A 14,203-nucleotide genomic window follows, 5' to 3' on the forward strand; every position below is an offset into this window, starting at 1 on the left:
GCGGGCCTTTCGTCCGCCTCCCGCCACAAGAACCGACAGGGATGGAAGGCTGCCGATGATCACCCGCTTCCAGGCCGAAATCGCGACAGCCCTGGCGACGCTCGCCTTCGGCCTCGTGATCGTCAACGGCGCCCGTGAGTTCGGCGTCGGCTGGGACTCTTCCGGTCCCCAGCCCGGTGCCTTTCCGTTCTATTGCGGTCTGCTGATTGCGCTCGCCAGCGCCGGGACCGTCGTCACCACGATCGGCCGGCGCATCGGCGGCTCGGCCGGGCTCGCCGAGACCTTCCTCGATCGCGAGCAGGCCAAGCGCGTCCTCTCGTTCTTCGTGCCGATGCTCGCCTTCATCGTGCTCAGCGTCACGCTCGGCATGTATGTCGCGATGGTGCTCTACCTCGTTTTCGCGATGCGCTTCCAGGGCCGCTTCGGCTGGTTGCCGACCCTCGCGACCGCCTTCGGCACCGCTGCCTTCTTCTATTTCGGCCTCGAGAAGTTCGCCCAGGTTTCCCTGCTCAAGGGGCCGGTCGAGACGATGCTCGGCCTCTGACCTTCGCGAGCGGATCGACCCATGGAAAATTTCGCCTCGCTCCTTCACGGCTTCGAAGTCGCGCTGACCACCCATCACATCGCGCTGATGATGGCCGGCGTGCTTCTCGGCATCCTCGTCGGCGTGCTGCCCGGGCTCGGCGCCCCGAACGGCGTCTCGCTGATGCTGCCGCTGACCTTCACCATGGACCCGGTCTCGGCGATCATCCTCCTGACCTCGCTCTACTGGGGCGCGCTGTTCGGCGGTTCGACCACCTCGGTGCTGTTCAATATTCCCGGCGAGCCGTCCTCCGTCGCCACCACCTTCGACGGCCATCCGATGGCCAAGCAGGGCAGGGCGGCCGAGGCGCTGTCCTTCGCCTTCCTCTCGGCCGGCTTCGGCGCCATGGCCGGCGTCATCCTGATCACGCTGCTCTCGGGCTGGGTCGCGCGCTTCGCGCTGAAATTCTCCTCGCCGGAGTATTTTGCGGTCTATTTCATGACCTTCGCCAGCTTCGTCGGCCTTGGTGGCGCCTCGCCGCTGAAGACCCTCGTCTCGATGGCGATGGGCTTCACCTTCGCCTCCATCGGCATGGACTCGGTCTCCGGCAATGTCCGCCTGACCTATGAGTTCGACGTGCTGCTCGCCGGCGTCAGCTTCCTGATCGCGGTGATCGGCCTGTTCGGTCTCGGCGAACTCCTGCAGACCATGGAGGACGGGCTGCGCTTCGACGGCGTGAAGGCCAAGGTCCGCCCGCGCGACGTCTTCCTGACAGCGCTCAAGCTGCCGCGCTACTGGTTCGCGCTGCTCCGCTCCAGCATCATCGGCATCTGGATGGGCATCACGCCGGGCGGCCCGACGGCGGCCTCCTTCATGAGCTACGCCATGGCCAAGCGCTCCTCGCGCAATCCGGAGAAGTTCGGCAAGGGCGAGCCGGAGGGCGTAATTTCGCCCGAGACCGCCGACCATGCCGCCGGCTCCGCCGCCATGCTGCCGATGCTCGCGCTCGGCATCCCGGGATCCGCGACTGCCGCCGTGATGATGGGCGGGCTGATGATCTGGGGCCTCAACCCCGGCCCGATGCTCTTCGTCGAGCGTCCCGACTTCGTCTGGGGCCTGATCGCCTCGATGTATCTCGGCAACGTCGTCGCCGTCGTCGTCGTGCTGGCGACCGTGCCGCTCTTCGCCTCGATCCTGCGCATCCCCTTCTCGATCATCGGCCCGGCGATCGTCGTCGTCTGCTTCATTGGCGCCTACACCGTCGCCAGCAAGGAGTTCGACATCTGGCTCGCGCTCGCCTTCGGCATCCTCGGCTACTTCTTCAAGAAGCTCGACTATCCGATCGCGCCCTTGGTGCTGGCCATGGTCATCGGCGACAAGGCGGAGGACGCCTTCCGCCAGTCGATGATCTTTAGCCAAGGCTCGCTCTCGATCTTCTGGTCGAACCCGCTGGTCGCGTCGCTGATGTCGATCGCGCTCGCCCTTCTTCTCTTCCCGCTGTTGGGTTCGGCCAGGCGCGGCATCCGCAAGCTGACGACCGCCCGAGCCGCAAAGGCCTGACAGCTCCACCGCCGCAGAGAGACCTGCCATGACCGAAGCCTACAAGGGCATTTTCCCGATCGCGCCGACGATCTTCCACGACAATGGTGACCTCGACATCGAGGGCAACAAGCGCGTCATGGACCTGATGATCGACCAGGGCGTCGATGGCATCTGCATCCTCGCCAACTATTCCGAGCAGTTCCTGCTGACGGACGAGGAGCGTCACCAGGTGATGCTGCTCTCGATCGAGCAGGTCGCCGGGCGCGTGCCGGTGATCGTCACCACCTCGCATTTCTCGACCCGCATCGCCGCCCAGCGCGCCAAGGCCGCCGCCGATGCCGGCGCCAAGATGCTGATGATGATGCCGCCCTATCACGGCGCTCTGCTCAAGGCCGACGAAGACGGCATGATCGAGCATTTCGCGCGCGTCGCCGACGCCAGCGGGCTGCCGATTATCCTGCAGGACGCGCCGCTCGCCGGCGTCAACATGAGCGTGCCCTTCATGGTCCGGCTGGCCAAGGAGGTTCCGCTCGTTTGCTATTTCAAGATCGAGATTGCCGGCACCGCCAACAAGCTGCGCGCGCTGATCGAGGCCGGCGGCAAGGCGGTGGTCGGTCCGTTCGACGGCGAGGAGGCGATCACGCTGATGGCCGATCTCGATGCCGGCGCCACCGGCACGATGACCTCGGCCATGATCCCCGATCTGATCAAGCCGATCGTCACCGCCCATGCTGCGGGTGATCGCAAGAAGGCCGCCGCGCTCTATCGCGACGTCCTGCCGATCATCAATTTCGAGAACCGCCAGTGCGGCCTGCGCGCGACGAAGTCGCTGATGAAGGAGGGCGGCGTGATCAAGAGCGAGGCCGTTCGCCATCCGCTCGTGCCGCTGCACCCGAAGACCCGTGAGGGCCTGATCGAGCTCGCGCGCGAACTCAACCCCCTGGCGCTGCGCTGGGGCAAGTAGCACAGGCCATCACGGCGTTGCATCAGGCGAGGGAGGCTCAGGGGCGATCAGTACGCCCCGATGCCTCCCGATGGCGGCGGCAGGTTGCCGCGCCGGTCCTTGGTGATGAAGTCGGGGCTCACCTGGAGCGCCCGGGCGAGCCAGGTGATGTAGGCTGACAGCAACTGCATGACGGCATGCATGACGCGCCTCCACATTTGCGGAGGCGATCCTACCACGAAAACCGGCTTCCTGGCCGCGATTTGTGACGAAAGGGCTCAGCCCTTCGTCCAGACCGCGAGCTCGTAGCCGTCCGGGTCGGCGAAGTGGAAACGCCGGCCGCCGGGAAAGTCGAAGGCCGGCTGCACGATCCGCCCGCCCGCCGCCTCGATCGACGCCTGGATGGCGGCGAGGTCGTCGGCATAGAGCACGATCAGCGGCCCGCCCGGCTTGGGCGTACCCTGCGTGGTGAAGCCGCCTTCCAGCCGGCCATCGGCGAAGGCGCAGTATTGCGGGCCGTAATCGGTCATCGTCCAGCCGAAGGCGGCTTCGTAGAAGGCCCGCGCCCGCGCAAGGTCGGCGACGACGAATTCGACATAGTCGATGCGGCGGTCGTTCTCGGATCTGGTCATCGAATCTCTCCTGTTTCCTCTCTGTGCGTCCTTCCTAGCGCGGAGCCGGCCCGCGCATGGCGGCAGCCGCCCCGGCGCCTGAAGAATTCCCATTCGCCGACCGATGCTGTAGCCAGTGAGCTTTACGAGGCTGCTGCGACAGGAACCCAGCACGATGGCGACGACGATTGATACCCTTGCCGAGGCGCTGACCGCCGCACGCCGCGGCCACAGCCTGGTCGACATCTCGACCTTGCCGGTCCCGGCCGATATCGATGCCGCGCTCGCCGTGCAGGCCAAGGTCCAGAAGGCGATGGGCTACGCAGATGCCGGCTGGAAGGTCTCGATCGCCGAGGGCGGCAGGCCGATCGCCGCCCCGATGCCGGGCCCGTATCTGAAGTCGGGCGACACGCATCGCTCCGCCCATGGCGCCGAGCTGCGCGTCGAGATCGAGCTTGCGGTGCGGCTCGGCCGCGACATGCCGCTGCGGCCCGGCAACCCCTACACGCGCGCCGAGCTGATCGACCATTGCGACGCCGCGCTGGTCGGCATCGAGATCGTCGAGAGCCGCATCGCCGACTGGACCCATGTCGCCTTTCCGCTCTGGCTGGCCGACGCGCTCGGCCACGGCTCCTATCTGCTCGGGCCGGAGGTTCCCTTCAGCATCTTCGACGACGTCTCGGCCCTGACCTGCAGCGTCGAGCTCGATGGCGATGTCCTCTATGAGCGCCCGGCCGAGCACGCCAATGGCGACCCGCTGGTGACCGCGCTCGCTTGGGCGAACCGCCCGGCCGAGACGCCGCTCGGTGGCCTCAAGGCGGGCCAGATCATCACCACCGGCAGCCTCTGCGGCGGCGTTCTCGCGCCGACGCTTGGGCCGGTGATCGCCCGGCTCGATCCGGTCACGGCGATCTCGTTCGCGCTGGCGTAGCCGGGCTTGCGCTCGCGGGAAACTCTCGCCCGCGAGCGCTTTCGTTGCGGCGACGTAACGGTACGTTTACTTCGCCGGTGCTCGGATCATGCTGCGGACCGGCAGCGTTGAATTGTGATCAACTGACGGCAGGATCACAAAAAGAACTCATTTTCTGCATTCTAGTCGCGTTGCGTTGGAGGTTTGATGCGGTCGAGACGGAGTAGGGGGCTCGGTGTTGCGGGCGGGGGCTTATGCGCTTTCGTCGCGATGCTTGCGGCCGAAACTCCGCCGGCCCGCGCCTTCGACCTGTCCTCGCTCGACGTCTTCGGACTGTTCGGCTCGAAGGAGAAGCCGCCGGCGGTCAGCGCCACCACGCTGCCCTACGAACTCAGCTTCGAACTGGGCGATACGCCCGATGCCAGCGCGCTGACCCGCAATCTGCAGGATGCCTCGCTGCTCTATCGCTTGCGGCAGGATCCGCCGCCCGACGGCGATAGCCTTGCGCGCCGGGCCAGCGCCGATATCGACCCGATGCTCGATGCGCTGTGGGCGCGCGGCTATTTCAACGCTCAGGTGACGATCGCGGTCGATGGTGCGGTGGTCCGCCAGGCGGGTGAGCCGCCTCCGGGCTTCGCTGCGGCGGCCGAGCGCTTTCGCAACCGCGCCCCGGCGCCGGTGGTCGTCACCGTCAATCCTGGGCCGCTCTTCACGCTCCGCAATGTCGACATCGTCCCTGGCGCGAAGCGCGATCCGACTGCGGTGATCGCCGATCCCGGCAAGGTCTCCGGGCTGAGGCCGGGCGACCCGGCCGCGTCGGCTTCGTTGCGCGCGGCGCAGGCGGCGCTCGTCGACTATTGGCGCGCCCGCTCGCGCCCGCTCGCCAAGGTCGTCGAGATCCGGCCCGTGGTCGACCATGCCGCAAAGATTATGGATGTCGCTATCGTCGTCGACCCCGGTCCGGTCGCAGGCTTCGGCGACTTCAGCATCGGCGAGACCGGCGACATCCCCGAGCCGGTGATCCGCTCCTTCATCTACCTCGAGCCCGGCGACCCCTATTCGCCCAAAGCACTCGCCGACACCCGCAAGTCGATCGCGCAGATCCCTGCCGTCGGTGCGGTGCGGATGCGGGAGGGCACGGCCCTCGATGCCCGCGGCAACCTGCCGATCTTCGTCGAAGTCAACGAGCGGCCCAAGCGCCTGCTCGGCTTCTCGGCGCGCTATTCGACCATCGATGGCCCGACGGTGCGGACCTACTGGGAGCATCGCAACCTGTTCGGTGGGGCCGAGCGCTTGCGGCTGGAGGGCGACCTCTTCTTCGCGCCGCGGATCGACGGCACCAAGATCCAGCGCTTCGGCGACTTCCTGCCGTCCGATCTCGGCGCTCGTTTCTCGATCGGCTTCATGAAGCCGGCGCTTGGCGGCACCCGTAACGATCTGCTCGTCGATGTCGTCGCCACGCGCGAGCGCGTCGGCACCAATCGTTACGGCGGCTATACCGCCCGCTACGTCAACGCCACCGCCGCCATCCGTCACCGCTTCAGCGACGTCTTTTCGATCCAGGCCGGGCTGGAGGCCGAGCGCGGCCAGACCAGCGACGTGCTCGGCCAGGTCGACTACACGATGTTCGGTGTGCCGCTTTCGCTGCGCTACGATTCGACCGACAGCCTGCTCGACCCGACGCGGGGTATCCGCGTCACCGCTTCGGTCGCGCCCTACTACTCCTACGGTCATTCGGCGGCGCCCTTCTTCCAGAGCAAGGCTGCGCTGTCCGGCTATTACTCGCTCGACGAGGATAGCCGCTATGTGCTGGCCGGCCGCATCGGGCTGGGTTCGGTCGCAGGCGCCGATCTCGATGAAATCCCGGCGACGCGGCGCTTCTATGCCGGCGGTGGCGGTTCGGTGCGCGGCTACGCCTATCGCTCGCTGGCGCCGCTCGGGCCCTACTACCAGCTGACCGGCGGGCGCAGCCTTTTCGAGGCTTCGGTCGAGGCCCGCATCAAGATCACCAACACGATCGGCATCGTGCCCTTCTTCGATGCAGGCATGGCTTTTGAATCGCAGGTGCCGAACTTCAAGGAGCAGCTGCAGTTCGCCGCCGGCCTCGGCCTGCGCTACTATACGCCGATCGGGCCGATCCGCGTCGACGTCGCGGCGCCGCTCAACCCGCGCAAGGGCGACAAGCCCGTCGCCCTCTATATCAGCATCGGGCAGGCCTTCTGATGGGCGCGCTCCGCTTACCCCGGCTGGTGCTTTTCCTCGCGGCGCTCCTGATCGCCGGGCTGCTGATGTTCGTTTCGGGTTTTGGCCTGCATGCTCAGAACTCGGGCGAGCGCGGCGTCCTCGCCGACCTGATCTCCAAGGCGCTCTCGACAGATGGCAGCCAGGTCTCGATCGGCGCCGTGGACGGGGCATTGTCCTCGGACGCTTCGATCCGCGACATCGTCATCTCCGATCGCGACGGCCCCTGGCTCCGGCTCGATCGGGCGCGCCTGATCTGGACGCGCTCTGCCCTGCTGCTGCGCCGGCTCGAGGTCAACCGGCTCGAGATCGGCAAGCTCGAGATCCTGCGCAGGCCGCTGCCCGATCCGGCGACCGCGGCCGCACAGGCCAATGACGGACCGCTCCTGCCCGAATTGCCGCTGAAGGTGATCATCGAGGCATTCCAGCTCGGCGAACTCGTACTCGGCCCGACCGTGATCGGTGCGCCGGCGCGCCTGTCGGCGACAGGTTCTGCCCGTCTCGGCCCGCCCAATGAGGGGCTCGACCTGCGCCTTGCCGGCCGTCGGCTCGACATGGGAGGCACGCTCGACGTCAATTTGCGCTTCGTGCCGCAGACGACGCAGCTCCAGCTTGCGGTGAAGCTCGACGAGCCACAGGGCGGCCTGCTTTCGACCATCGCCGATCTGCCGGACCGCCCGCCGGTCAAGCTCGATCTCTCGGGCGATGGCCCGCTCGACCGTTTCAAGGCGACGCTCGCCTTCAATGCCGGGCCGAGCATCGGCGCTGACGGCACCGCCGACCTGTCGCGGCGCGGCGCCGGGCGCCGCCTGTTGCTCGCGCTCGATTCCCGTATCGCCGGTCTGATGCCGGCTCCGGTCGCTCCGGTCTTCCAGGGCTCGACCAAGCTCGACGGTGCCGTCGCCTTCGCCGATGACGGGGCGGTCGCCGTCGAGGAACTGGCGCTGGTTTCGGCCCTGGCCCGACTCGACGTGAAAGGTCTCTACGGCGCCGACAAGAATCTCGATTTCACGGTGACCGCGGCGGCAAGGCCAAATGCCGACGGCCGCACGGTCGCCTCCGGCACCGAGATCGCCAAGCTCGCCTTCGACGCCAGGATCCAGGGACCGGCGGCCGGTCCGCGCGTCAATGCCAGCCTGCAGGCCGAAGGTGCCTCGGTGCCGGCAGGCAAGCTCGGCAAGCTCGACCTGACCTTCACCGCGACGCCGAACGGAGCGCTTGGCGATCCTGCGACCCGGACCGTCTTGGTCTCGGATGGCGAGGCTTCGGGTATTGCGCTCGCCGATCCCGGTCTCGCGCGCTTCGTCGGCGACCGCGTCCGCTTCACCCTGCGCGGCACGGCGAGCGAGGGCGGTGGCGGCGAGTTCGAGACGTTGAAGCTCGCCTTCGGCGGCGCGGAGCTCGACTATGTCGGCCAGCTCGGTCCCAAGCGCATCCTCGGCAAGGTCCAGGCCCGGCTGCCTGATCTGTCCCGCCTGAGCGGCCTTGCCGACCGCAAGCTCAAGGGCGCCGCGACCCTGGCCACCGCGGTCGATGCCGAGCCGCATCGCAAGAGCTATGCGGTGAAGCTCGACGGTTCGGCCGAGGCGCTCGGTCTCGATCAGGAGGCGCTCGATCGTCTGCTCGCCGGCAAGCTGACGCTCGGCGGCGAAGTCCGTGTTCCCGGCAGCGGCGGGCTCGTCGTCAACGGCCTGCGCATCGCCGGCACCCATGTCACCGCGGCCGCCGATGGCGCGCTCGGAGCCCAGGGGTCTGACCTGCGCGCCAACATCGCGATTCCCGATCTGCGCCGCGCCGACCCGCGGCTATCGGGGCAGGGCGCCTTCGATGCCACCCTGTCCGGCCCGCTCGACAAGCTCGACGCGACGCTGCGCGCGGCCATCACCAACGCCACGGCGCTCGGCCGGCCGGTGCCGCGCCTGGCGCTCGACGCGGTGCTGCGTGACCTGCAGGGCGCCCTGACCGGCGACGCGAAGCTCTCCGGAGAGGTCGAAGGCAAGCCCGCGACCGGCAGGTTGCGCTTCGCCAAGCGCGATCCCGGCGGCTGGAGCCTGCCGCAGCTCGATATCGCCATCGGTTCGGTCACGCTGAACGGCGCACTCGATCTCGACGCTGCCAATCTCGCGGAAGGCAGTCTGAAGCTCGCCGCCCGCAATCTCGACGATCTCTCGGCCCTGGCGCTGGCCAAGCTCGGCGGCCGCATCGATGCGGATCTGCGCCTCGCCTGGCCGAATGGCGGCCAGAACATCGACCTCAAGGCCAATGCGCAGCGCCTGTCCGCGCCGAGCCTGACCCTCGAGAAGCTAGATGCCACGCTCGCCATCGTCGATGCGCTCCGCAAGCCGCGCATCGACGGTAATGTCCAGATCGACCGGGCCGTCATCGCCGGCGAGCCGGTCAGCGCCATCCGACTGGTGTCGCAGGGGGCAGCCGAGACCAGCGATATCAGCCTCGATGCCACGGCGCGCGGTTTCGCGCTGGCGGCCAAGGGCAGGCTCTCCGTGTCCGAGCCGCTGCGCTTTGACCTCGCCAGCTTCACCGCCAGCCGCGACGGACGCCGCATCGCGCTCTCCAAACCCGCGAGCTTCACCGCCATCGAGGGCGGCGTCGCCATCCGCGATCTCGCGATCGCCGTCGATGCCGGCCGCATCACGCTCGACGGCGCAGTCGGTCGCGCGCTCGACCTGCGCTTCCAGGCGCAGAACGTGCCGCTCTCTGCCGCCAGGCTCGCCGCGCCGACGCTCGATCTGTCCGGCACGCTCGACGCCGAGGCGACGATCAAGGGAACGCCGGAAGCCCCGACCGGCCCATGGCGGCTGAAGATCGCTCGCCTCGTCGCGCCGCAGACTCGCCAGGCCGGACTGCCGCCGCTTGAGATCGCCGGGCAGGGGACCTTGAACGGCCACCAGACCAGCCTCGACGCCAGCCTCAATGGCGGCCGCTTCATCGCGCTCACCGCGAAGGGCACGGTACCGCTCGGCGGCAATGGCGCGCTCGATCTCGCCGTTCAGGGCCGGGTCGACGCAGCGCTCGCCAACACCCAGCTCTCCGCCGATGGCCGGAACCTGACCGGGCAGATCGCCATCGATATGCGGGCTGGCGGAACAATGTCCGCACCGCAGCTCTCCGGTGGCGCGACGCTCACCAATGGCAGCTTCAGCGATGCGCTTCAGGGCGTCAGGCTGACCGGGATCGAGGCGCGACTCGCCGCGCGCGGTCCCGAGCTCGCGATCGAGCGCTTCTCGGCGCAGACACCGGGCGGCGGCACGCTCTCGGCCCGGGGCAATGTCCGGCTCGATCCGGAAGCGGGTTTCCCAGGGACGATTCGGATCGAGGGGAAGCGCGCCCAACTCGTTGCCAACGGGCTGGTGACCGCGGTGGCCGATCTCGGGCTCGACCTCGCCGGGCCGCTGGCGCAGCGCCCGCGCATCGCCGGGCGGATCGGCGTCGTCACGATCGAGGTCGCCGTACCGGACCGGCTGCCGTCGAGCCTGCGCCCGGTCGACGGCATCAGGCATGTCAACGCCAAGGGCCAGGCTGCGCAGCGCCTCGCTGCCCAGCGCAAGGCCCGCGCCGCCGCGCAGCGCAAGGGCTCGCGCGCGCCGGCCTTCGATGCCGTGCTCGACATCACGGTTTCAGCCCCGGGACGTGTCTTCATCCGTGGCCGCGGCATCGACGCCGAGCTGGGCGGCGAGCTGCGTGTCGGCGGTACTTCGGCGAATCCCGTGCTGAATGGCGGCTTCGATCTGCGCCGCGGACGCTTGAGCGTTCTGAGCCAGCGCCTCGATTTCAGCCGCGGTCGCGTGACCTTCTCCGGCGATGTCATGCCGGAGCTGGATTTCGTCGCCGAGACGCGCGCCGCCGACGTCACGGCCAGGATCATCGTCAGCGGCCAGGCATCGGCGCCGGAATTCACCTTCACCTCCTCGCCCGAGCTGCCTCCGGACGAGGTGCTGTCGCGGCTGCTCTTCGAGCGCGCTTCCGGCTCGCTCTCGCCTTTCCAGGCGCTCCAGCTGGCCCAGACCGCGGCGCAGTTCTCGGGCGCTGGTGGCGACGACGTGTTCGAGAAGCTGCGGCGCCAGCTCGGTGTCGACAATCTCGACGTGCAGATGGGCCCGGACGGGCCGACGGTCGGCGTCTCGCGCGCCTTGTCCGACAACATCACCATCGGCGTGAAAGCGGGTGCCAAGCCCTCCGAAAGCGGGGTCTCGGTCGGCATCGACGTGACAAGGCGGCTGAAGCTCCAGGCCGAGACCAATGCCGACGGCAGCGCGGCGGTCGGCGTCGGAGCCGAGTGGGAATACTGAGTCGGCAGGCAGGGAATCGCCGCCGCTGCCCAGGGCCGAAGATTCGCCTCATAGGAACGCCAGAATGCGCTCTGGGAGCAGCGATCCTGGCTCGGCCGGTTAACAGCGTCTTAAGTTCCGCGCTCAAAGCGTGGCCGACGTGCAACACCGGGGTCCAAAGCGCCCCGCCGAGCCTTACCCCGACGTGATGAAGGTTGATCGCGAGGCGGGCATTCGTAATGGTGACTGTGCGGCGGGACATTCCCGGTCGCTGTTTTTCAACTTCGCTTCTGAGTGGTTCGGGAGTGGGGGGGGAAGACCGGGATAGGCGGGTTCGCCGGTGGGGTCTCCTGGGGCCGTCCGGAAAACGAGTTCGCCGAAGCCCGAGGGTCTCGAAACTCTTTTGGAGGTTATCAAATGAAGCTCGTTAAGAGCCTCCTCCTCGGTTCTGCCGCCGGTATCGCCGCGGTTGCCGGGGCTCAGGCCGCCGACCTTCCTTCGCGGAAGGCCGCTCCGGTCGAATACGTTCGCGTCTGCTCCGCCTACGGCGCTGGCTTCTTCTACATCCCGGGCACCGACACCTGCCTTCGCGTTGGCGGTCGTGTCCGCGCTGAGTACACCGTCGGCACCCGCTACGGTAACGGTCAGGACGCCTACGGCACCCGCGCTCGCGGTCGCTTGAACGTCGACGCCCGTACCGCGACTGCCTATGGCACGCTGCGCACCTTCTTCCGCTACGAGCTGACCAACAGCACCGGCATGTACGCTGGCGCCATCGGCGGCAACCAGGGCATCATCGCCCCGGGTCAGGGTCGCTTCACGACGGCTGCGACGACCTCGCTGGTCGACCTCGCCTTCGTGCAGTTCGGTCCGATCACCGCTGGTCGCGCTCAGTCGTTCTTCGACTTCTACGCCAACGACTTTGGCTTCTCGACCCTGCGCACGGCTGATAGCCGTCTGAACCTGTTGGCCTACACCGCCACCTTCGGTTCGGGCTTCTCGGCCACCGTCTCGCTCGAAGACCGCAACTCCGGCACGGGTACCCGTGAGAACGGCGCGTTCTTCCGCAGCGGCCTGCTCGGCGGCGCCGCCTTCGACGGCACGGCTGTCGCTCTTGAAGGCCAGGACTTCCCGGACGTCGTCGCCTCGCTGCGCGTCGATCAGGGTTGGGGCTCCGCTCAGCTGTCGGGTGCTCTGACGCAGCGTAGCGTCGGCAACCAGCTCGGCACCCTCACGGTCCCGGCGATCAACAGCGGCGACGAGCTCGGCTGGGCCATCCAGGGTGGTGTCAAGATCAACCTGCCGATGCTCGCCGCTGGCGACGTCCTCTTCCTGCAGGCTGCCTATGCTGACGGCGCTCTCGGCTATCTCGGCTGGGGTGGTCAGTTCGGTTCGGGCCGCATCACCTCGGCGACTGCCCTCAACCAGCTCGTGATCGGCGACATCGGCATCAATGCCCTTGGCGGCGTCAAGAACTCGACCGGCTGGTCGATCGTTGCGGGTCTCCGCCACTTCTGGACCCCGACCCTGCGTTCGGAGCTCTACGGCTCGTACTCGGAGCTGAAGCTCGGCTACAACGCTCCGACCGGCGTCTACGCCGCTGGCGCGCCGATCCGCTCGCTTGATCCGAAGGAAGCCATCATCGCTGGTAACCTGATCTGGTCGCCGGTTTCGGGTCTGGATATCGGTGTTGAGGTTCTCTACACCCGTACCGAGCTCGCCTCGCGCGTCCTGGCCGTCAACAACGTCGGTGGTCGTGTTGCTGGCACCAGCATCAAGTCCGACGACGCTTGGGCTGGCCGCTTCCGCATCCAGCGCGACTTCTGATCGATCTTCCGATCGTGAAGACGGAAGCCCCGGGGAAACCCGGGGCTTCTTTCGTTTTGGCGGGTGCCGGCGCGCTGGCGATGTCCCCGGGAGGCTGGAGCGCTCGACCATGTCGACGTCCCCGGAGGCAATGAATTTCGGGGTAGAACCTGCCCGCTTTGCTTGACTTGATCATGGGATAGGGCCTGATTCTTGCGGTGCCGTAAGAGCCGGAATCGGTTCGATTCGGTGGCAGGGGCGAGGGTCGGGGATGGCACGGCAGGCCGGTTGGCTGTGGGGGTTCGTTCCACTTGCGGTTTTGTGGAGCTCGGCCAATCTGATCCAGGCGGACGCGGTACGCCGCGATGTCGAGGGCAGGGCGCTCGCAGCCGGTGCGCTCGCCGGTGCGGCGCCGGGAATTCGCGAAGTGACGGTCAAGGTCGACGGTCGCGACGTCTACCTCGACGGCGAAGCGACGAGTGCCGACGGCGCTGCCCGGGCATTGGCACAGCTCGGCTCCGAATTCGGCGTCCGACGCGTCATCGGCGGCCTGACCCAGGTGGTCGCCCAAAAGCCCTATAGCTGGTCTGCGAGCCGTGACGCGAAGCGCGTGACGCTTGCCGGCCACGTGCCCGACGAGGCGACGGCCAAAGCCAATATTGCCGCTGCCCGGGCGCTCGGCAGCGATCTGCAGATCGACGATCAGCAGAAGATCGCTTTCGGCGCGCCGACCGGGTTCGCCGCCCTGACCGCGACGATGATCGCCGATCTCGGCCGGCTCTCGGCCGGCAAGGTCGCGCTCGACGATGCCCGCTACTGCGTCGAGGGCACGGCCTCGTCTCCGGAAGCCTACCTTGCGCTACGCGCCGCCGCCGCCACGGCGGCTCCGACCGGCTTCACGCGGGTCGACTGCACACTCAACCCGCCGACCGTCGCGCCCTATGTGTGGACTGCCGAGAAGAACGCCGCAGGGGCCGTCACTGTTTCCGGCTACTACCCGTCGGAAGCCGTGAAGCGCGAGCTTGCCAGCTTGCTCGCACGCGCCTTTCCGGGCGATGGCAGGATCACCGATCGGTCGCTGCCGGCTGCCGGCGAGCCCCCGGCTTTTCTGACGCAGATCGGACGCGCGATCTCGGAGTTGGCGCGGCTGCATAGCGGCAAGGTCGAGATCGATGGGCCCCGTTACCGGATCGGCGGCGAAGGCCCCAAGGATTTCGCCAGCTGCGAGGCGCTGCGGCTCAATATCGCCCAGGCCGACGGCCCGGAATCGGTCGCGGTAGCGACGATCGCCTGCCCGCCGCCACCGCCGCCCCCTCCCGCGCCGGCGCCTCCGGCATGGGC

General features: G+C 68.0%; 10 protein-coding genes. 8 read left to right on the forward strand and 2 right to left on the reverse strand.

What is annotated here, in order from left to right; all coding sequences use genetic code 11:
* Positions 1 to 55: 55 nt before the first annotated feature.
* From RKE40_RS20345 to RKE40_RS20355, 3 genes are read left to right on the forward strand one after another with little or no spacing between them, the layout of a single operon-like run.
* Positions 56 to 544 (forward strand): tripartite tricarboxylate transporter TctB family protein, encoded by a 489-nt coding sequence (locus tag RKE40_RS20345; RefSeq protein ID WP_316020039.1) that lies wholly within the window; start codon positions 56 to 58, stop codon positions 542 to 544.
* 21 nt (positions 545 to 565) lie between these two features.
* A complete protein-coding gene (locus RKE40_RS20350; RefSeq protein WP_316020040.1) occupies positions 566 to 2,083 on the forward strand; it encodes a tripartite tricarboxylate transporter permease in 1,518 nt (505 codons plus the stop codon).
* Positions 2,084 to 2,111: 28 nt separating this feature from the next.
* Positions 2,112 to 3,029, forward strand: coding sequence for a dihydrodipicolinate synthase family protein (locus RKE40_RS20355; protein WP_316020041.1), 918 nt, complete (start codon positions 2,112 to 2,114; stop codon positions 3,027 to 3,029).
* A 47-nt stretch (positions 3,030 to 3,076) separates the two neighbouring features.
* On the opposite strand, the gene RKE40_RS20360 is transcribed toward RKE40_RS20355, so the two are convergent.
* Positions 3,077 to 3,211, reverse strand: a complete 135-nt coding sequence (locus RKE40_RS20360) for a hypothetical protein (RefSeq protein ID WP_316020042.1) — start codon at positions 3,209 to 3,211, stop codon at positions 3,077 to 3,079.
* A gap of 75 nt (positions 3,212 to 3,286) precedes the next feature.
* Entirely contained in the window at positions 3,287 to 3,640 is a 354-nt protein-coding gene (locus tag RKE40_RS20365; RefSeq protein WP_316020043.1) for a VOC family protein, read from the reverse strand.
* 154 nt (positions 3,641 to 3,794) lie between these two features.
* Between RKE40_RS20365 and RKE40_RS20370 the strand changes: the two genes are divergently transcribed.
* From RKE40_RS20370 to RKE40_RS20390, 5 genes are all read left to right on the forward strand, one after another.
* Entirely contained in the window at positions 3,795 to 4,550 is a 756-nt protein-coding gene (locus RKE40_RS20370; RefSeq protein ID WP_316020044.1) for a fumarylacetoacetate hydrolase family protein, read from the forward strand.
* A 249-nt stretch (positions 4,551 to 4,799) separates the two neighbouring features.
* A complete protein-coding gene (locus RKE40_RS20375) occupies positions 4,800 to 6,752 on the forward strand; it encodes an autotransporter assembly complex protein TamA (RefSeq protein WP_316020045.1) in 1,953 nt (650 codons plus the stop codon).
* Entirely contained in the window at positions 6,752 to 11,077 is a 4,326-nt protein-coding gene (locus RKE40_RS20380) for a translocation/assembly module TamB domain-containing protein (protein ID WP_316020046.1), read from the forward strand. Before RKE40_RS20375 ends, RKE40_RS20380 begins: the two co-directional genes overlap by 1 nt.
* Positions 11,078 to 11,473: 396 nt before the next feature.
* Positions 11,474 to 12,883 carry a porin gene (locus RKE40_RS20385; protein ID WP_316020047.1) on the forward strand — a complete coding sequence of 470 codons (1,410 nt, stop codon included), beginning with the start codon at positions 11,474 to 11,476 and terminating at the stop codon, positions 12,881 to 12,883.
* Positions 12,884 to 13,133: 250 nt separating this feature from the next.
* Positions 13,134 to 14,203, forward strand: a 1,070-nt coding sequence (locus tag RKE40_RS20390) for a hypothetical protein (protein ID WP_390893465.1), incomplete at its 3' end; no start/stop codon positions are given.

It is taken from the genome of Allobosea rubneri (assembly GCF_032464875.1).
Lineage (GTDB): Bacteria > Pseudomonadota > Alphaproteobacteria > Rhizobiales > Beijerinckiaceae > Allobosea > Allobosea rubneri.

Excerpts from the sequence above, each read along its gene's own strand:
- RKE40_RS20370 (WP_316020044.1), top strand. The coding sequence starts at position 3,795 with ATGGCGACGACGATTGATACCCTTGCCGAGGCGCTGACCGCCGCACGC.
- RKE40_RS20385 (WP_316020047.1), top strand. The coding sequence starts at position 11,474 with ATGAAGCTCGTTAAGAGCCTCCTCCTCGGTTCTGCCGCCGGTATCGCC.
- RKE40_RS20375 (WP_316020045.1), top strand. The coding sequence starts at position 4,800 with ATGCTTGCGGCCGAAACTCCGCCGGCCCGCGCCTTCGACCTGTCCTCG.
- RKE40_RS20365 (WP_316020043.1), bottom strand. The coding sequence starts at position 3,640 with ATGACCAGATCCGAGAACGACCGCCGCATCGACTATGTCGAATTCGTC.
- RKE40_RS20355 (WP_316020041.1), top strand. The coding sequence starts at position 2,112 with ATGACCGAAGCCTACAAGGGCATTTTCCCGATCGCGCCGACGATCTTC.
- RKE40_RS20350 (WP_316020040.1), top strand. The coding sequence starts at position 566 with ATGGAAAATTTCGCCTCGCTCCTTCACGGCTTCGAAGTCGCGCTGACC.
- RKE40_RS20360 (WP_316020042.1), bottom strand. The coding sequence starts at position 3,211 with ATGCATGCCGTCATGCAGTTGCTGTCAGCCTACATCACCTGGCTCGCC.
- RKE40_RS20345 (WP_316020039.1), top strand. The coding sequence starts at position 56 with ATGATCACCCGCTTCCAGGCCGAAATCGCGACAGCCCTGGCGACGCTC.
- RKE40_RS20380 (WP_316020046.1), top strand. The coding sequence starts at position 6,752 with ATGGGCGCGCTCCGCTTACCCCGGCTGGTGCTTTTCCTCGCGGCGCTC.